The sequence below is a fragment of the Paenibacillus sp. UNC496MF genome, assembly GCF_900113915.1.
Lineage (GTDB): Bacteria > Bacillota > Bacilli > Paenibacillales > Paenibacillaceae > Paenibacillus_Z > Paenibacillus_Z artemisiicola.
Map to the genome: position 1 here is coordinate 50,410 of NZ_FORE01000004.1, position 19,048 is coordinate 69,457.

Here is a 19,048-nt window from a genome sequence, read left to right on the forward strand (position 1 = left end):
ATGAACGCACATGTCGACGCGCAGGTCTCCGGGGGCCGGCCCAAGACGGGTCGCGCGGCCAAGGGCCGCCTGGACAACGGGCTGCCGGCCGTTCCGAACGCGCTCTTGATCGCGGTCTTCGCGCTGCTCAGCCTGGTTTGCCTGTATCCGCTGCTGCTCGTCGTCGCGGTCTCGTTCACGGACGAACAGGCGATCGTGACGGGCGGCTACAGCATCATCCCGGCGCGCTTCTCCTTGTACGCGTACCGGTACTTGTTCGAGGACGCGGCGCAGATCTTCCGCAGCTACGGCGTCTCCATCCTCGTGACGCTCATCGGCACCGTCAGCAGCACCCTGCTGACCGCGCTGCTCGCGTTCCCGCTGTCCCGGCGGGAAATGCCGTATCGCGGCGCGCTGGCGTTCGGCGTCTTCTTCACGATGCTGTTCAGCGGCGGCCTCGTGCCCTGGTATCTCGTCTATAACGCCGCGGGGCTCAACAATACGCTCTGGGCGCTCGTCGTGCCGCATCTCGTGGCGCCGCTCAACGTCATCGTGATGCGGACGTTCTTCGCGAACACGATCCCGCAGCCGCTCATCGAATCGGCGAAGATCGACGGGGCGGGGGAATTCCGGATTTTCGCCGGGATCGTCCTGCCGCTGTCGTCGCCGGTGCTCGCGACCGTGGGTCTGTTTCAGACGCTGGCATACTGGAACGACTGGTTCACGAGCTCGGTGTTCATCAGCGACAACAAGCTGGTAAGCCTGCAGTACCTGATGTACAAGACCATTTACAACATCCAATATTTGAACTCCGGCTTGGTCGACGCCACGGTCGCCGGCAACGCCGCGGCCGCGATTCCGACCGAGACGGTGCGCATGGCGATGGCGATCGTCGGCATCGGCCCGATCGTCTTCGTGTACCCGTTCCTGCAGAAATATTTCGTGAAAGGCTTGACCGTCGGCGCCGTCAAAGGCTAAGGCGACGCGTCAAGCCGCCAGAAGGAGGCTGTTCCGAACGTGAACGACCCGTTGGATCCTTACGCGCTCGACTTGCGCAAAAGCACGGCGCCGCCCGAGCATATCGCGGCGACGAGCCTGTACAGCGTCGCGGCGCCCCGCCACGGCACGGTGACGGGGGTGAGCGGCTGCTATTCCCCGCCGTACGCGGCGGGCGCGCTCGTCCTGCGTCTCGATTTCGCCGCCGGCGGCATGCCCGTCGAGGATACGGGCAATCTGGGCAAACGCGACTGCGGCCTGCTGTTCGCGGGCGCGGCGTGGCGGCCGGACCGGATCGTCCGGCGCGGCACGTACCATTGGCTGAAGGCGCGGGGGCTCGTCTCGTTCGCCGTCGTCAGCGACCTGGTGCCGCTCACCGGACGCGCCGGCTTTGTCCTGACCGTGCGCGTCGCGAACCGGAGCGGCAGCAGCCTGGAGATCGACCTCGCGCCGACGCTCGCACCCGGCCCGGTTCGCCGCGTGCCGCTCGGCGAGTGGAGGTTCAGTCCGCCGGCGGGCGGGACGGTCCCGGCGCGGCTCGCCGGCGCGGATGCGTGGGAGAACGAAGAAGTACGGATCACGCTGCTGCACGACGGTCTCTCCGCGGTCCTGGGGGACGGCGAGGAGGCGGCGTTCCGAATCGCCGTCGTGCTCGGCAAAGCCGGCCGCGAGGTCGCGGCGCCCGCGAGCCTCGCCGTCTGGGAAGCGGAGACGGCGACGCGCTGGCGGTCGCGGATCGCGCGCGCCGAAGCGGCGCTGCCGCGCGTCGAGACCGACATTCCCGGGCTCGAAGCGTACTATAACCGCTCGCTCATCAGCGGGCTGATCTGCTTGTGGGACCACCCGGACTTCGCGATCCGGCCGTTCCCGGCCACGTCGGGCATCGACGGCGGCGGCATCAACAACTATCCGTGGGACGCGGCGGGCTACGTCGGGCAGACGCTGGCGATGCTGCTCGGCGAGGAAGGCTCGCGCGCGTATCTGCGCTTCATGGAAGAGGGCGGCATCGACCGGCACATCAGCTTCGCGCCGGACGGCACGGGCGACGAGCCGTTCGCGTACTCGTACAGTCTCTGGGCGTTCGTGCACTTCGCCTGGTCGTACTGCTGCCAGTACGGCCCGCTCGAGGAGCTGTATCCCGTGCTGCGCAAGGTGCTCGACACCGACGAGCGCCGGCTGGCGCGCCGGGGCGAGCTGCTCGATTACGGCAGCCATCATCATCTCCTCGAGATGCGCGGCAGCGGCTACGAGCATGTCGTGGCCAGCCCGAACGCGGAGCGGGCGTGGTGCTACGACCGGCTGGCGGACTTGGCGGAGCTGCTCGGATGGGAGGAGCATGAAGACTGGCGGGGCAAAGCCGCGGGCATCCGGCTGGCGATCCGGTCGGAGCTGTGGGACGGCGAAGCGGGCTGGTTCCGCAGCTTGTACCCCGAGGGCCGCAGCGAGATCGTCTACTCGGTGCAGGCCTTCGACGCGCTGCGGATGGGCGCGTGCACGCCGGAGATGGAGCGCGCGCTGCTGTCGCATCTGCGGGACGGCGCGTTCCTCGGCGATTGCGGGGTGTCCAGCATTTCCGCGGAGGACGCGCTGCATTACGAGGTGAACGACCCGGATTGGTCGGGCGGCGGCAGCTTCGGCGGGGAAGGCCCGATCCTGGCGCAGACGCTGTGGGAGATCGGGCGGCCGGAGCTCGCCTGGGACGTGCTGAAGCGCCACTTCTGGATCGGCGAGCGGCTGCCGTACGTGCCGCAGGAGCATTATTGCGACCGGCCGATGTCGCCGGCGCACAAGCGCGCGAACAATATCTCCGGCATGGCCGGCGCCCAGGCGGTCGTGTTCGGCATGGCGGGCATCCGTCCGCAGCCGGACGGACGGCTGCGGATCGCGCCCCAGCCGCCGGAGAGCGGCCGCGTGTCGATCGTCGGCTACGAATACCGCGGCCGCCGGTACGACGTGCACATGGAACCGGGCGGCTGCCGGATCGTCCGCGACGGCGCCGAGCTGTATGGGGGCGCTCCGGCACGGCTGACGATCGATGCGGAAGGAGCCGTCTCCGTCCATAGGGAGGACGCGGAGGCTCGTTCAATGATTTGAAAAAGAAAATGTTGACATGCCCGCAATCTTCATGGTATCTTAATAAACGTTGCTCCTGACATACGGGATGCGGCTTCTGCCAGATGCGGTCGTGGCGGAATTGGCAGACGCGCTAGATTCAGGTTCTAGTGGTGTAACAGCCGTGGAGGTTCAAGTCCTCTCGACCGCACCAACTTCTAACAATCGCAAGAAGCCTTGATCCCGGATCAAGGCTTCTTTTTTGCGTATCGGGCTTGCATGAATCCCGGAACCCGCGCAAATCCTACCAATCGGGAAGTCACGCGAAGCCGGGCTTCGTTTCGTTTCGGCCCTTTGTGTCCAGAAAATTCAGACGTAAGACACTTCAAGACCGAACCGAGCAAGGTTACAGTGGATGGAGACGGGTTCATTTGCTATCCGCTTGCCTTGAGAAGCTTTAAGGAGGGAACTGGGTTGAACAATGCCAAATACGCCAACATGCTGCTGATGCCCGAGCTCGACACGACGTCGAAACGATTGCTGCCGTTCGGGATCTTATCCCGTCTGCGCGAGGAAACGCCCGTCCGATACGATAAGGTCCGTAATTGCTGGGACGTGTTCGGCTACGATCACGTCCACCGCGTGCTGAAGGATTACGCCCTGTTCTCGTCCGTCCGCGGCGCGAGCGCGGGCACGAGCATGCTCTATACGGATCCGCCCAAGCACGCCCAGCTTCGCGATCTCGTCAACAAGGCGTTCACGCCGCGCGAGATCCAAGCGTTCGCGCCGCGCATCGAAGCGATCGCCGGCGATCTGCTCGACCGGGCGCGCGGCGGCGCCATGGACATCGTGCATGATTTCGCGACGCCGCTGCCCGTCATCATCATCGCCGAGATGCTCGGCGCGCCGCAGGAAGACCGCGAGCGCTTCAAGCACTGGTCGGACGTGCTCGTCGAGAGCGCGGCGGACGATTCCGACGAGGCGTTCCGCGCCGTGATCGAACGCCGGCAGCAGGCGATCGCCGAGCTGACCGACTATTTCGCGGCCTTGCTGGAGGAGCGGGCCAAGCAGCCGCGGGAGGATCTGATCTCCCTGCTGCTCGCGGCCGAGATCGACGGCGAACGGTTGACGCCGCGCGAGCTGATCAGCTTCTGCATCCTGCTGCTCGCCGCCGGCAACGAGACGACGACGAACCTCATCACGAACGGCGTCCGCCTGCTGACCGAACGGCCCGAGCTGCAGCGCGAGCTGCGCCGGCAGCCCGAGGCGGTGCCCGACTTCGTCGAGGAGACGCTGCGGTATTACCCGCCGATCGTCGCCGTAGGGCGCGTCGCCAAGGAGGATACGGCGATCGGAGACGCGGCCGTCAAGGCAGGCGACCAGATCATCGCCTGGGTCGGCGCGGCCAACCGCGATCCCGCGAAATTCGACGATCCCGAATCGTTCGTCCTCGGACGGAAGCCGAACGCGCACATGTCCTTCGGCTTCGGCATCCACTTCTGCCTCGGGGCGCCGCTCGCGCGGCTGGAGGCGAAGCTCGCCCTCGGCGCGCTGCTAGCGCGCACCGGGGAGATCCGCGCGCTGCCGGACGCGGAATTGACGCCGATCCCGAGCTCGTTCGTGTTCGGGGTCAAAAGCCATCCGGTGACGTTCGAGGCGCGCTGACCGGCTCCCTGCCGCCTTGCCGCTTTTCCTGGCCCTTCCGCCGCGGAAGGGCTTTTCGTCGTCGAAAGGCCTATTGCGCGCTGCGTCCGCCGGTCACGGGGACGGCTTGATTATTCGGACAATTCCCGCGATTGCCGCAATTCCTGCAATTCCCGTCTTGACGTTCCTCCGGCACGATCGGATACAATTTGTTGACAACTTCTAGACGTTCCCGCGACACGCGCGCGGTACACTCGAATGGCACAAGCAGGCTTTACACCCGGGAGGATACCATGACGACGAACACGAGATTAAAATATATCATCGGCTTTATCGCCGCGTTACTCGTCTTGCTGGCGGCGGGACGCTCGCTGCTCGCGCAGATCGGCGGGGAGCCGGACGGCGCCAAATCGCTGACCGGCTCGCCGCGGGGCGAAACGGGGGCGCCGGAGGAGTACGAATCGTCCGGCGGACGGTTCAAAATCGTCATCGACCCGGGCCACGGCGGCAAGGATCCCGGCTCGGCAGGAGCGAGCGGACAGTGGGAGAAGGACAGCAATTTGGCGCTCGCCATGAAGCTGTACGAGCTGCTCAAGGGCGACCCGCTCTTCGAGCCGCGGCTGACCCGCACGGACGATACGTTCGTCGAGCTGGCCGACCGGGCGCAGGTTGCCGACGGCTGGGGCGCGGACGCCCTGATCTCGATCCACGGCAACGCCTTCGAGGATGCGTCGGTGGCCGGCACGGAGACGTATTACACGCATCCGGACAGCCTGGGACTGGCGGAAGCGATTCACGGGAAGGTCGTCGCGGCGCTCGGCTTTCCCGATCGCGGCGTGAAGGAGGAGAAGCTGAAGGTGCTTTCGCTCAGCGAGATGCCGGCGGTGCTGGTGGAGCCCGGCTATTTGACGAACGCCGCGGAGGAAGCCTTCATGCTCGGAGACGACGGCCAGCGGACCGAAGCGGAAGCGATCGCGGACGGGCTGCGGGCGTATTTCGCGGGAGGCGGGGCCGACCCGTCGGCGGCCGGCTAGCGGAAGGCGCGGTACCCGCGGGCGCCGCGCGCGGACAAGCCCTGCGGCCGGGGCATTTTATGTACGGCCGGCATTTATGCTACGATCGCTATAGGCAAGACCGCGATCCGAACTCGGATAGATTGGAGCCCAGCATGGACAAAACGAAAATCCTCATCATCGAGGACGAAGAAGCGATCGCCGATTTGCTGGCCTACGGCCTGAGCCGGGAAGGCTTCGAGACCCGGACGTCGGGAAACGGGACGGACGGCTTGAAGGAGCTGGAACGGTTCCGCCCGGACCTGCTCGTGCTGGACTGGATGCTGCCGGACCGGAGCGGCCTCGATATTTGCAAGCAGGTAACCGCGCGTTATAATTTGCCGATCCTCATGATCACGGCGCGATCCGACATCACGGACAAGATTCTCGGCCTCGAGGTCGGCGCGGACGACTACGTCACGAAGCCGTTCGACCTGCGGGAGGTCGTGGCCCGCATCCGGACCATCCTCCGGCGCCTGGCGCAAGCCCAACCGGCCGCGGAGGAAGCCGCGCCTCCGGCGATCCGCTTCCGGAACATCGCCGTTTCGCCCGACGAGCGGCTCGTGACGAAGGAAGGGACGCCGGTCGAGCTGACGCCGAAGGAATTCGACCTGCTGATCGCGCTGCTCGGCGCCCGGGGCAAAATCTTCACGCGGACGGAGCTGCTCGATTTCGTCTGGGGCTACGATTTTCCCGGCGACACGCGCACGGTCGACACCCACATCCAGCGGCTGCGCAAGAAGCTCGACGCGGCGGACCTGATCACGACCGTGTTCGGGGTCGGCTACAAATTCGAGAAGCGGACGGACTGACGGCGTGCTTCGGACGATTCGGGCCAAATTCGCCGTCGGCTTCCTGCTGATCTTCTGCCTGTCGTTCCTCCTGCTGAACGTCACGCTGAAGGAGTACATCCGTTCCAGCAACCGGACCATCATTACCTCGGACCTCGTCGAGCTCAAGAACAACGGCAACGTCTACGTCCGCCAGGCCTTCCTGATCAATCATTTCACGAACAACGATCTGTATTTCGGCCAGATGGCCGAGGAGATGGTCGGCGACCTGCGCCGCGCCACCTCCAGCGACGTGAGCGCCTATACGGTCGACGGCGTCCTGCTCTACTCGTCCGATCAGACGAAGTTCGCGGGCCGTTCGACGTCGGACCTGAAGCTGGCGCTCGCGGGCAAGACGGCGTACACGATCACCTACGCGGGCAGCGCGGGGTCCGTGCTCTATTCCTATCCGGTCGTCATCGACGGCGTGAAGGTCGGCATTCTGCGCTTCGCCAAGGATTTTTCCTCGCTCTACGAGCAAACGGGACGCATTCTCAACATTCTCTTCTACCTCGCGCTCGCGATCTTCGCGGCGGCGTATCTGTTCTCGTACATGCTGTCCCGGCAGATCACGATTCCGCTCGTCAAGCTGACGCGCGCGTCCACGGAGGTCATCCGGGGCAATCTCGACGTCCGCATCGGCATCCGGCGCAGGGACGAGATCGGGCGGCTTGCGGCCAACTTCAACGACATGATCGGCCGGATCGCCAGCCAGATCGCGACGATCGGCCGCGACCGCGACCGGCTGAAGGCGCTGCACGAGCAGGAGAAGCGCTTCTTCGACAACGTCACGCACGAGCTGAAGACGCCGCTCACGTCGATTCTCGGCTATGCCGAGATCATCCGGGAGAACGGCGAGGCCGACCGGGCCTTCTTCGAGAAAGGGATGGCGCATATCGTGGACGAGAGCCGGCGCCTGCACGGCATGGTGCTCAATCTGCTCGAGGTGTCGCGGCGCAGCGCCGCCAAGGACGAAGCCGCGCTCGTCGACGCGGGCGCGCTGCTGCGCGACGTCCGCGACGCGATGGAGCTGCGGGCGAAGCGGTACAAGAAGCGGATCGCGCTGAACGCGGAGGACGGGCTGTACGTGCTCGGCCAGTCGGACAGGCTCCGCCAGCTGTTCATCAATCTGCTGGACAACGCCATCAAGTACAGTTCCCCGCAAGCGGAGATCGCGGTCGTCGCGGAGACGGACCCGGCGGCCGGTCTCGTCCGCTTCGCGTTCGCCAATCCGGGCGTGACGCTGTCGCCGGGCGATGCGGAAAAGGTGTTCGAGCCGTTTTATTCGGGCGACCGGACGTTCAAGGAGGAAGGAAGCGTCGGGCTCGGCCTCGGCATCGTGAAGGCCATCGTCGACGACCACGGCGGCACGATCAGCATGGATGGCGGAGACGGCCGGACGACCGTGCGCGTCGCCTTGCCCGCGGCGGGAAAGGAGGAGGGAGACGCATGAGAAGGCCGGATGCGAAGACAAGCGCGGAGCCGCGGCGGACGATCAGATCGCGGACGACGCTTCGCGCCTTGTCCGCCGCGCTCGCGGGCGCGCTGCTTCTCCTGCCGCTCGCCGGCTGCATGGGCGATCCCCGCTCCGAGACGATCGTCATTCCGGGCACGGAGGATGAAGGGCCGGCCGGCGAAGCCGGCTCCGGCACGCCGTTCCAGGTGAAGACGATTTATCCGCTGCCGGTTGCGGAGAAGTACAAGCTGCCGGTGCTCGGCTGGGCGGCCGGGGACGCGCTCGTCGGCTATTTCGCCGCGGGGGACGCGCCCGAGGCGTCGTCGACCTTCGGCCTGCAGCGGCTCGACCCGCCGTACGAGCGGCCGAAGCCGCTCGCGGGGGCGATGAACCTCGATACGGAATACGGCGCGCTGTCGCCGGACGGAAAGACGATCGCCGGGTTCGCGAAGGCCGCGAACGGCATCGGGCTGGCGCTCTTCCCCCTGGACGGCGGCCAGGTCGAGCAGGTGTCCGAAGCTGCGCGGAAGCAGCGGCCGCTGTATTCGCGCACGCTGCAGTGGTCGGGCAACGGCCGATACTTGTCCTATCTTGCGTACGGCGAAGCCCGGGGCGAGCTGCGCGTCGCGGTCTACGACGAGAAGAGCGGCAAGCTCGGCCAATTGCCGCTCGCGGGCCTGCAGGATAGCGGCAGCGAAGCCACCGTCGTGCTGACGGACGACGGCAGCGGCGCGCTGATCGAGGACGGGAAGACGATCGCCATGGCCAAGCGCGAGGGCGGCGGCTTCAAGGTGCGGTACGATCATCCGTCGGGCATCGGCCCCGGCGTTTGGGTGGATAACGAGCGGTTCGCGTTTCTGGGCGCGGACGGCACGTTGTTTCAGTACGACGGCCGAAGCGGGGAACTGTCCGTGCTGCTGGAGAAGGTCGCGTATTTCAGCCTGTCGCCGGACCGGAAGGCGATCGCGTATACGCGCAACGACCCGGACGACGTGTCCGTCTACGCCGGGAAGCTGCAGGGGAACAACGTGCTGTCCCAATCGGCCGTCTTCCAGGGCGTCATTCCGTTCCAAATGGCCTGGAGCCCGAGCGGGAGCGCGCTCCTGATCGACGGCGGCAAGCCGTACGCGAGCACGGCGCAGGAGACCGCGCCGTCGGCGGTGGCCGGCGACGGCCGGCGGCAGACGTTCGTGATTCGGTTCCGATAGCGGCGATCGGCCGCGCGAGCAACGAAGCCAATTAGGTGCTTAACGGCGGCAGGCCGGACGAAGTTTCGTCCGGCCTGCCGCTTTTTTATTCGGATTTCGGAGACATTTTGTTCACATCCGGATGAAGGTTTGGCGACATCTCCTCTTTATAGTGTGGAAGAGCCCGGTCAGCCCGGCCGGACAATCGAAGCGAAATCGAAGCGACACGCGAAGGAGAACGGAGCATGATCAAATACGGACTTGGCCTGGCCGCGGGCTGCCTGCTCGCCGCGGCATTGGCCGGCTGCGACGCCGGCGGCGGAACCGGCGGGGACGCGGTTCCCTGGAGCAACGCGCCCGGCGCGAACGGCGGCGCCTCCGGCGGAGAAAGCGGCGGAGGCGCGGCAGCCGAAACCGGCCGCGCTTCTGCCGGCACCGGCAAGACGACGATCGTCTTCTCCACCTTCTGGCACGATCCCAAATACCAGGCGGCGAAGAAAGCGTACGAAGCGCTCCATCCGGACGTCGAGATCAAGCTGGAGGACGTCGACTACGCGAACGAAACGCTGGAAGCGGATATCGAGAAGTACGTGACGGCCGCGAACGCGGCGCTCCTGGCGGGCAAAGGGCCCGATCTGATCGAGATGGACCTGCTGCCGGCCGACAGCTACGTCAAGCACGGCCTGCTGGCCGATCTGAGCCCGATGATGGCGCAGGACAAGGATTTCAAGCGGAGCGATTATTTCACGAACGTGCTGGACAACGTCCGCGTCGGCGACGCGCTGTACGCGATGCCGCTTTCCTTCTTCCTGATGGGCTTCGCCGGCGACGAAGGCGCCATCGCCAAGACGGGCGCCGCGTTCGACGATCTGTCGTGGTCGTGGAGCGAGTTCGCGAATACGGCGGAAGCGATGACGGCGAGCGGCGGACAGCGGACGGCGCTGTCGTACGAAGGACCCGAATATTTGCTGGGCGAGATGGTGAGCGACAATTACGGGCTGTTCCTGGATCCCGGCGGGCGCGAAGCGCATTTCGATTCGGCTTCGTTCACGGGGCTGATGAAGCAGGTGAAGACGATGTTCGACGACGGCGTCGTTTCCAAGATCGGCCGCGGCGTCAACGCGTACTTCAACAGCATCCAGATCAATTCGCCGAAGGATTACCTGGAATCGATGGCGGGCTTCAGCCTCGGCGCGAAGATGGCCGACAAGACGGCGGGCGATCGCGCGAAGTTGTACGCCAAGCCGCACGCGCAGGACACGGCGGCCGGCGGCTACTTCAAGACGTACCGGAGCGTCGCGATCGCGGCCGGCTCCAAGGTGCAAGCGGCGGCGTGGGATTTCGTGAAATTCATGATGTCCGAGGAGATGCAGGCGCCCGCGACGACGACGGGGTTCCCGATCAACAAAGCGGCGTACGCGGAGCAGACGGCGGCGCTCAAGAAGGAAGGATCGTTTCGGTCGGTTCAAGAAGGGCCGCTGCATGGGGCGGCGATTCAAGTGGACGAGGCGATGCTGGACGGACTCGGCGCTTACGTGGACGGGGCGGTCCATCCTTCCCGGGATTCCAAATCCGATCAGGTATGGAACCTGGTCGTCACGGAGTCCAAAGCCTTCTTCGCGGGGCAAAAGTCCGCCGAGGCGGTCGCGAGCCTCATCCAGAACAAAGCGATGACCTTCCTGAACGAATGACGATGGATAAAGGAGCTTGATCGATATGAAAACAATCGGACTTACGCTGCTGACGGTCACGCTGACGGCGCTGACTTTGGCGGCCTGCGGCGGGAACGGCGGAAGCGGCGGCGATGCGGCGAACGGCGCGGCCGGCGGAAGCGCCGGGAATCCAGACGCGGCCGGCGCGAATCAGGAGGCGGGCGAGTCGAACGGCCAAAACGGGACGACGGACGCGGACAAGGGAGGGAATCCGCCGTCCTCCGGGGGCAAGCAGACGATCGTCTTCTCGGTCTTCTGGCCGAACAAGCACTACGAGGAGGCGGCGAAGGCGTACGAGGCGGCTCATCCGAACGTGGATATTCAGCTGAAGTACGGGCTTAGCCGGCCCTATAGCGACGACGGCGGCGACGGAGGGCAAACGGATGCCGACATCGAGAAATTCACGACGGCCACGAACGCGGCGATGCTGGCCGGCAAAGGGCCCGACCTGCTCGACTTGCGCTACTTGGCCGCCGAGGATTACGAACGGCATCGTTTGCTGGAGGATTTGGGAGCGCGAATGGAGGAGGACAAGTCGTTCCGGAAGTCCGATTATTTCGCGAACGTGCTTGGCGCCGGACAAAGCGGAGCCGGCCCGTTCAGCATTCCGCTGACCTTCTCTCTGAGCGGACTGGTCGGCGACCGGGCCGCGATCGCCGCGACCGGCGTGAAGATCGACGACGGCGCTTGGACGTGGGACGATTTCATGACGGCGGGACGGCAGCTCGTCGCCGCGAAGGGCAAGTACGATTCCGCCATCGTCAGCGGGGAAGGCATGATGGTCGGCGGGCCGGATTATTTCGCGCGCGGCGTCGTCGCCGACAACTACGGCTCGTTCGTGGACGAAGCCGGCCGCAAGGCGAGCTTCGATTCCCCCGCCTTCACCGGTCTGCTGGAGCGGATCAAGGCGATGATCGATGAAGGCGTCGTCGGCTCCGGCGGCCGGGCTTACTTCACGAACGTGACGATCCAATCGCCGACCGATTACCTGACCAGCCTGCGGACGTTCGGCGACGATACGGCGTTCTACGTGAAGCCGCACGCGGACGGGGCCGGGAAGGGCGCTTCCTTCGAGACGGGCTCCGATATCGGGATCAACGCCGGCTCCAAAGCGAAGGACGCGGCGTGGGATTTCCTGCACTACATGATGGACCATACGGCGATCGGCCTCCCGGTCAACAAGGCGCGCTTCCGGGACGCCGTCGCGTCGCTGAAGCGGCAGGGCACGATCACGCCCGACGCGCTCGGTCCGCTGAAAGGGACGCCGTTCAAGGTCGACGGCGCCAAGCTCGACCAGCTCGAAGGATTCGCGGAGGGAGCTGCCCGCAAGAAGCGCGATTCCGGCAAGGTGCTGGATATCGTCGCGGCCGATTCGGCAGCCTTCTTCGCCGGGCAGAAATCCGCGGAGGACGTCGCGAAGCTGATCCAAAACAAAGCGACGACGGTGCTGCATGAGTAGCCTGCGCCTGCCGCGGCCGCGCGGCGACGCCGCGGCGGCGATGCTTTTCCTGGCGCCGAGCCTGACCGGCTTCGCCGTGTTCTACCTCGTCCCGTTCGCGCTCGGCTTCTACGAGTCGTTCACGGACGGCGCGCTCGGCGGCCGGTTCGTCGGTCTCGGCAATTACGCGGAGCTGCTTCATAGCGCCTCGTTCCGCAAGGCGGCGGGCAACACGCTGCTCTTCACGGGCGCGGGCGTGCCGCTGCTCGTCGCGCTGTCCTTGGCGCTCGCGGTCCTGCTGAACCGGCCGCTCCGGCTGCGCGGGCCGATCCGTACGTCGATCATGCTGCCGCTCGTCGTACCCGTCGCGTCCGTCGTGACGGCGTGGCAGATTTTTTTCGACTGGAACGGAACGCTAAACGCGTGGCTGCACGCGCTCGGGATCGCGCGGATCGATTGGATGCAGTCGAACTGGTCGTTGAGCATCGTCGCCGTGATGTACATCTGGAAGAACATCGGCTACGACATGATCCTGCTGCTGGCCGGCCTGCAGTCGATCCCGAAGGATTATTACGAGACGGCTTCGCTCGAAGGCGCGGGCCGGTTCCATCAGTTTCGCCATATTACGCTCGTGTATTTGACGCCGACGTTGTTCTTCGTGCTGCTCATCTCGATCATCAATTCGTTCAAGGTGTTCCGGGAGACGTACCTGCTGGCCGGCGATTACCCGTACGACCGGCTGTACATGCTGCAGCATTACATGAACAACATGTTCTTCGAGCTGGACGTCCAGAAGCTGACGGCCGCGGCGACCCTCATGGTCGGCTGCATCGTCGTGCTGACCTCCGGACTGCTCCGCGCCGAACGCCGGTTTCGGGAAAACACGGAGTAGAGAGAGGAGGGAGACCATGCGCATCCGTTCACGGCTGCACGGACTGGCGCTGACGGCGCTGCTCGGCGCGTTCGCAGCCGCCATGCTGTTTCCGATCGGATTGACGCTGGCGGATTCGCTCATGTCGGAAGCGGAGATCGGGCGCAATTACGACTTGATCGGGAAAATGGTCGACGCCGCGAACGGCGGCAAGGACGCGTTCGTCAACCTGAAGCTGCTGCCGGATTGGCTCACGTTCGGGCAGTACGCGCAGGTGCTCATCCTAAGCCCGAAATTCCTGCACATGTTCTGGAATTCGGCCGGGCTCGTCGCGCCGATCGTCGCCGGCCAGACGCTCGTCGGCTCGCTGGCCGCGTATGCGTTCGCCAAGCTGCGGTTTCCGGGACGGGACAAGCTGTTTCTCGTCTATCTGATGACGATGCTCATGCCGTTCCAGGTGACGCTCGTCCCGAACTACCTCGTCATCGACATGCTCGGCTTGATGAACCGTTCGGCCGCGATCGTGCTGCCCGGCATCTTCGGCGCCTTCGGCGTGTTCATGATGCGCCAGTTCATGGCCCATATTCCGTACGCCCTGACCGAAGCCGCCAAAATCGACGGCGCCGGGCAGTGGACGATATTCGCGCGGATCGTCCTGCCGCTGGCCAAGCCGGGCCTCGCGGCGCTGACCGTGCTGCTGTTCGTGGATTACTGGAACATGATCGAGCAGCCGCTCATCTTCCTGCAGGACGCGGCCAAGCAGCCGCTGTCGCTCTACTTGGCCCAAATCAACGAAGCGGCGCGGGGGATCGGCTTCGCCGCTTCCGCGCTGTACATGGCCCCGATGGTGCTGCTGTTCCTGTACGCGGAGTCGTACTTCGTGGAGGGCATCCAGCAATCGGGCATCAAAGGATGAATTCAGGAGTGATCGTCATGGAAGAACGGACGTCCCGGTCCCGCAAACGCAAGCTGCGCCTCGCGGCAGGCGCGTTCCTCGTCCTGCTCGCGGCCTGCATGCTGGCGGGCAACACGCTGCGCGGCCTGTCGCTGCCGAAGGTGGCGACCGCGGTCGCGGCGAACGGTTCGATCCCGCACGACTTCGAAGGCAGCGCGACGGTACAGCCGGGGCAGACGCGGGACATCGCGAATCCGGCGGGGTGGAAGGTGAAGCGCGTGCTCGTCAAGGAGGGCGACCGGGTAAGCCGCGGCCAGACGCTGGTCGAATACGATGACGGCGAACCGAAGCAGCAGCTCGCCGACATGCAGGCGGAGCTGAAGAAGCTGAACTTGTCCATGGACCAGCTGCATGCCAATTACATCCTCGCGGCGAACGGCGGAGACGAGAGCGCGAAGGCCGCCGCGAAGACGGCGATCGAGTCGGCCGAGCTCGACGTATCGACGCAGCAGCAGCATATCCAGAGCCTGCAGAAGAGCATCGCCGAAGGCCGGTCGGCCGCGGCACCGTTCGACGGCGTCGTGACGCGGGTCGGCGCGGTCGAAGGCTCCGGTCCCGGCGGCGAGCCGGACGTCGTGCTGGCGAATGCCGCCCAAGGGTACGAAATCCGGCTGCTCGTGCCGGGCGACGTCGCCGCGCTGCTCGAGCCCGGCGAGACGCTGGATCAGATTACGCTGACGGGGAAGGACGAGCGGCAGCTGACCGGCACGATCGCGGCGCTCGACGACGAGGCGCCCGCGGACGCGTCGCTGCCGCCGGCGGACGGCGCTTCCGGCGCCAACGCGCCCGCGCCGCCGCCGAGCCGCGTCACCGTCGCGATCAAGGACGGCGCGCTGAAAGGCGGGGAGCGGGTGCGGGTGAAGATCGCGAAGCCGGGCGGCGAGCAGACCGTGACGGTGCCGAACGAAGCCGTCCATCACGACGCGCGCGGCGCGTACGTATTCACGCTGCGGGCCGACGAAGGGCCGCTCGGCAGCGCGTATTACGCCGTGGAGACGCCGATCAAGATCGCGGATTCCAACGCGTACGTCACGGCCGTCGCCGACGGGCTGTTCGAGCAGCAGGAGGTGGTGGTGAACGCCACCGGCTTCCTTATGGACGGCACGCGCGTGAGGCGGTAGCCGCCTTCGGGTTCGAGCGTTGAAAAATCGAGGGTTGACTTTCTATTTTCGGCTGTGGTATATTACTTCTTGCCGCTTCTCGAAAGCGAAGCGACTTCTGCCGAATGTGCGGTCGTGGCGGAATTGGCAGACGCGCTAGATTCAGGTTCTAGTGGTGTAACAGCCGTGGAGGTTCAAGTCCTCTCGACCGCACCAACTTCTACAATGAACAAGCCTTGCGAAAGCAAGGCTTTTTTGCTGTCTTTACGGCCGTTCGCGCCTGCGGGCGCGGCCTCCCGCAGGCGCGCATCCGCTTTTCTGCAGGCAGGGCGCGACGCTGGCGGCAGGGCGCGGAAGTACATTGACGATTTCGCGGAGGAACCGTCATAATAGGCATGGAGAACGCATTCGACAAATTACGCAGACGGGACTGAGCGCCGGTGGCTTTCCTGAGAAAACTGTCCATTCGTTCGCAGCTGTTCATTCTCGCGGCCTGCACGATTAGCGTGATGCTCGTCGTCATTCTTCATACGTATTCCATGATGTCGGGCATGATCACCCGCAGCCACGAGGAATACGTCAAACAAACGGTGTCGGAAATCAAGAAGAACGTCGCGTCCAACCACGACGTCATCTACCGGATCATGCAGGATATCTCGTACAACCAGGACGTGCAGGACTATCTCGTGGAGACGGACAAGCTGGTCCGCTACGACAAGTTCACGAAGCTGAACAAATATTTGAACGGCCAGAAGGATTTGAAGGAAGGGATCCAGGACATCATCATCTCCGGCAACAACGGCACCTGGATCGACCTGTACGGCGGCAACCGGTACGTCGTGCCCCTGCGGATGCAGCTGTCGGGCAAAAAGGTGAACGGCTATTACGCCGGCATGCAGCAGTTCGGCGTCCTGTACGGTCCGGACGAGAAGCTCGTCTTCGCGACCGCGATCACCTACAGCCAGCAGGGGGCGCTCTTCAACCGCAACATCGGCACGGCGTTCTTCGTCGTCGACGCCTCCGCCATCGTCAGCGAGCAGGATTACTCGTCGAAGGCGACGGGCACCCAAATTTATGTGCTGGACCGGTCGCGCCGGGTCATCGCCAGCAACGCGTCCGTGAAAACTGGAAGCGATTTCAAAGGCATCGAGCTGGGCAGCGCCGACGCGGGCAGCCGGATCGTCGACTGGAACGGGCGCAGCTACGTCGTCGAGACGGAAGCGCTGCCCGACATCGACGGGACGATCGTGAGCATGGCGCCGGAGAACGAGCTGTTGCGGGATCTGCTCGGCATCCGCAAGCAGGAGCTCAGCATTCTCGGCATCGCGCTGCTCGTGCTGGCGGTTCCGTTCATGTTCATCATCAACAACATTTTGCGGCCCCTGAAGCGCCTCATCTTCTTCATCACGCGCATCCGGCGCGGCGATCTGCTGCAGTTCAAGAAGCGCATCGCGCTGGACGGCTACATGGAGATCAGCATCGTGGCGACGGAGCTGAACAGCATGCTCGACGAGATCGACCGGCTGACGCTCAGCCTGGTGGAGACGAACACGCGGCTGTACGGCATCGAGCTGGAGAAGAAGAAATCGGAGCTCGCGTTCCTGCGCAGCCAGATCAATCCGCACTTCCTGTACAACACGCTGGAAGCGATTACGGGCATCGCCGTCGTGGAAGGCCAAGACCGGATCAAGACGATGACCCGCGCGCTCTCGAGCATTTTCCGCTACAGCGTCAAGGGTTCGGGGGAAGTGCCGCTCGGCGAGGAGATCCGCATGATCGAGTCGTACGTCCGCATCCAGCAGATCCGGTTCGCCGACCGGTTCGCCGTCCGCTACGAGCTGACGGACGAGGCGCTGGCGTACCGGGTGCCGAAGATGATCCTGCAGCCGCTCGTCGAGAATTCCGTCTATCACGGCTTCGAGCCGACGCTGCGGCAGGGCGAGCTCTGGATTCGCGGACATGTCGACGGCGAAGGCGCGCTGCGGATTCGGATCGCGGACAACGGCGTTGGCATGCCCCCGGGCGTGCTGGACGGGCTGCGGCGCATGCTCGCGGCGCCGGGCGCGGGCCCGCGGGAGCCCGCGGAGCAGAAGAGCATCGGCGTGGTCAATGTTCATAACCGGATCCAGCTGATGTTCGGCCCGGGCAGCGGCCTGCGGCTGGAGAGCGTTCAAGGCGAAGGAACGACGATCGAAATGACGATTCGAGGGGGGAGCGAAGCGCATGCATAAAGTACTGCTGGTGGACGACGAGAGCTGGGTCGTGGAGAGCTTGAAGGACCTGGTCGACTGGGAGCGCCACGGCTTCGAGGTCGTCGGGCAGGCGTACAAAGGCGCGGACGCGCTGACGCTGATGAAGGCGCTGAAGCCCGACGTCGTATTCACGGATATCCGGATGCCGGAGATGAACGGGCTGGAGCTCATTCAGCGGGGCAGAAGCCTGGATCATCCGGTCCAGTTCGTCGTCGTCAGCGGCTACGCGGAATTCGCTTACGCCCAGAAGGCGATCGCCTACGGCGCGGTGGCGTACTGCCTGAAGCCGTTCGACGAGACCGAAATCACCGGCGTGCTGGCCAAGCTGGACAAGCTGCTGACGGCCGCGAGGCCCGCACCGGCGTCGGCGCTGCTCTATTACCTCGAGGAGCCGAGCGACGCGAACCGGCTGAGGCTGCTCGCGGAGCTGGACGGCAAGGGCTTCGGCGACTGGCGGGCCGACGGGCTCGTGCCCGTCGTGGCCGTCGGCGCGGGCGACCTGCCGATGCCGGGCGCCAAGGCCGCGAGGCTGAAGACGGGCGCGTCCAAGACGGCCTATCTGCTGCCGGCCGCCCGGGCGGACGAGCTGGCGTCGGCATGGCGGGAGCCGGTCCCGCTCGGCCTGTCCGGCATCGGCGTCGGCGGTCCGGTCCGCGACTTGAGCGAGATCAGGGCCGGCATCGACGCCGCGGACGCGCTCGCGCACCAGTTCTTCGTCACGCGCGAATGCGGCGTCTACGCGGCGCAGCCGTTCCGCCAGGACGAGCTGAACCGCCTCATGGCGGACATGAGCCGGGCGATCGCCGCCCAGTCGGCGGGAGCGGTTCAAGCGGCGTTCAAGGGCATCGTCGAGCTGTTCGCCGTTCGTTCGCTGTCCGTCCTTCACGCCTTCCAGGTCTACAACATGACGGTGGCGTTTCTGTTCAAGCTGGGCCAGACGGAGGAGACGCTGTACAGCTACGAGCAGCTCATCCAGTCGTACCGCGACGTCTTCGACATGCTGAGCGCGCTGGAGGCGCTCGTCGCCCGCGATTTGACGCCCGTCGCCGATCCGCAGCTCCCCGAGTCGAAGAACCGGAATTTCAACGGCATCCTGCAGTACGTGACGCAGCATTTCCGCGAGGAGCTGTCGCTGCAGAGCTTGTCGGAGCAGTTCTACATGAACCCGAGCTACATCAGCCAGCTGTTCCGCAAGGAGGTCGGCGAGACGCTGACGGGCTACGTCGCGCGGCTGCGGATCGAACACGCCCGCGAGCTGCTCGGCGGCGGGGAGCTGACCATGCAGGAAATCGCCGAGCGGATCGGGTACCAGGACTATTTTTATTTCACGCGGCTGTTCAAGAAAATGACCGGCAAGACGCCGACGCAGTACCGCAGCGAGCGGCAGTGAAAGCGCAGACAATGGATCGGTTTTAGATCCGCTATGGACGATTTTTAGAAAACTTTCGCCGAAAGTTTTCTTTTTTTATGTTCGGCATTTAGAAGTGCTTTCCTTTTCGATAAATCGCGTGCATACCCGAGCCG

14 protein-coding genes and 2 tRNA genes are annotated in these 19,048 nt (G+C 65.0%); all 16 read left to right on the plus strand.

Annotated features, from left to right (window positions below; all coding sequences use genetic code 11):
- The 16 genes from BMZ79_RS00245 to BMZ79_RS00320 all read left to right on the plus strand — a co-directional run bounded on the left by BMZ79_RS00245 (position 1) and on the right by BMZ79_RS00320 (position 18,914).
- A complete protein-coding gene (locus tag BMZ79_RS00245) occupies positions 1 to 957 on the plus strand; it encodes a carbohydrate ABC transporter permease (protein ID WP_090635561.1) in 957 nt (318 codons plus the stop codon).
- A gap of 39 nt (positions 958 to 996) precedes the next feature.
- Positions 997 to 3,069: an MGH1-like glycoside hydrolase domain-containing protein gene (locus BMZ79_RS00250; protein WP_090635563.1), complete on the plus strand. Its 2,073-nt coding sequence runs from the start codon at positions 997 to 999 to the stop codon at positions 3,067 to 3,069.
- A gap of 85 nt (positions 3,070 to 3,154) precedes the next feature.
- Positions 3,155 to 3,241 (plus strand) — tRNA-Leu (locus BMZ79_RS00255).
- Between the two features lie 284 nt (positions 3,242 to 3,525).
- A complete protein-coding gene (locus BMZ79_RS00260) occupies positions 3,526 to 4,692 on the plus strand; it encodes a cytochrome P450 (protein ID WP_090637013.1) in 1,167 nt (388 codons plus the stop codon).
- 272 nt (positions 4,693 to 4,964) lie between these two features.
- Positions 4,965 to 5,705, plus strand: a complete 741-nt coding sequence (locus BMZ79_RS00265) for an N-acetylmuramoyl-L-alanine amidase family protein (protein ID WP_090635565.1) — start codon at positions 4,965 to 4,967, stop codon at positions 5,703 to 5,705.
- Between the two features lie 134 nt (positions 5,706 to 5,839).
- Positions 5,840 to 6,535 carry a response regulator transcription factor gene (locus BMZ79_RS00270; RefSeq protein WP_090635566.1) on the plus strand — a complete coding sequence of 232 codons (696 nt, stop codon included), beginning with the start codon at positions 5,840 to 5,842 and terminating at the stop codon, positions 6,533 to 6,535.
- Between the two features lie 4 nt (positions 6,536 to 6,539).
- Positions 6,540 to 8,006, plus strand: coding sequence for a sensor histidine kinase (locus BMZ79_RS00275; protein WP_090635568.1), 1,467 nt, complete (start codon positions 6,540 to 6,542; stop codon positions 8,004 to 8,006).
- Complete coding sequence (locus BMZ79_RS00280; protein WP_090635570.1) at positions 8,003 to 9,217, plus strand: TolB family protein; 1,215 nt, start codon at positions 8,003 to 8,005, stop codon at positions 9,215 to 9,217. Before BMZ79_RS00275 ends, BMZ79_RS00280 begins: the two co-directional genes overlap by 4 nt.
- Positions 9,218 to 9,441: 224 nt before the next feature.
- Complete coding sequence (locus BMZ79_RS00285; RefSeq protein ID WP_090635572.1) at positions 9,442 to 10,887, plus strand: ABC transporter substrate-binding protein; 1,446 nt, start codon at positions 9,442 to 9,444, stop codon at positions 10,885 to 10,887.
- A 25-nt stretch (positions 10,888 to 10,912) separates the two neighbouring features.
- Positions 10,913 to 12,367 (plus strand): ABC transporter substrate-binding protein, encoded by a 1,455-nt coding sequence (locus BMZ79_RS00290; protein WP_090635573.1) that lies wholly within the window; start codon positions 10,913 to 10,915, stop codon positions 12,365 to 12,367.
- Positions 12,360 to 13,238 carry a carbohydrate ABC transporter permease gene (locus BMZ79_RS00295; RefSeq protein WP_090635575.1) on the plus strand — a complete coding sequence of 293 codons (879 nt, stop codon included), beginning with the start codon at positions 12,360 to 12,362 and terminating at the stop codon, positions 13,236 to 13,238. The genes BMZ79_RS00290 and BMZ79_RS00295 overlap by 8 nt, the downstream gene beginning before the upstream one ends.
- Positions 13,239 to 13,254: 16 nt before the next feature.
- Positions 13,255 to 14,133: a carbohydrate ABC transporter permease gene (locus BMZ79_RS00300; RefSeq protein ID WP_090635577.1), complete on the plus strand. Its 879-nt coding sequence runs from the start codon at positions 13,255 to 13,257 to the stop codon at positions 14,131 to 14,133.
- A gap of 17 nt (positions 14,134 to 14,150) precedes the next feature.
- Positions 14,151 to 15,293 (plus strand): efflux RND transporter periplasmic adaptor subunit, encoded by a 1,143-nt coding sequence (locus tag BMZ79_RS00305; protein ID WP_177221931.1) that lies wholly within the window; start codon positions 14,151 to 14,153, stop codon positions 15,291 to 15,293.
- Between the two features lie 108 nt (positions 15,294 to 15,401).
- A tRNA-Leu gene (locus BMZ79_RS00310) sits at positions 15,402 to 15,488 on the plus strand.
- 224 nt (positions 15,489 to 15,712) lie between these two features.
- On the plus strand, positions 15,713 to 17,503 hold the full coding sequence (locus BMZ79_RS00315) for a cache domain-containing sensor histidine kinase (RefSeq protein ID WP_090635587.1): 1,791 nt from the start codon (positions 15,713 to 15,715) through the stop codon (positions 17,501 to 17,503).
- Entirely contained in the window at positions 17,496 to 18,914 is a 1,419-nt protein-coding gene (locus BMZ79_RS00320) for a response regulator transcription factor (protein ID WP_090635588.1), read from the plus strand. Before BMZ79_RS00315 ends, BMZ79_RS00320 begins: the two co-directional genes overlap by 8 nt.
- Positions 18,915 to 19,048 lie beyond the last annotated feature (134 nt).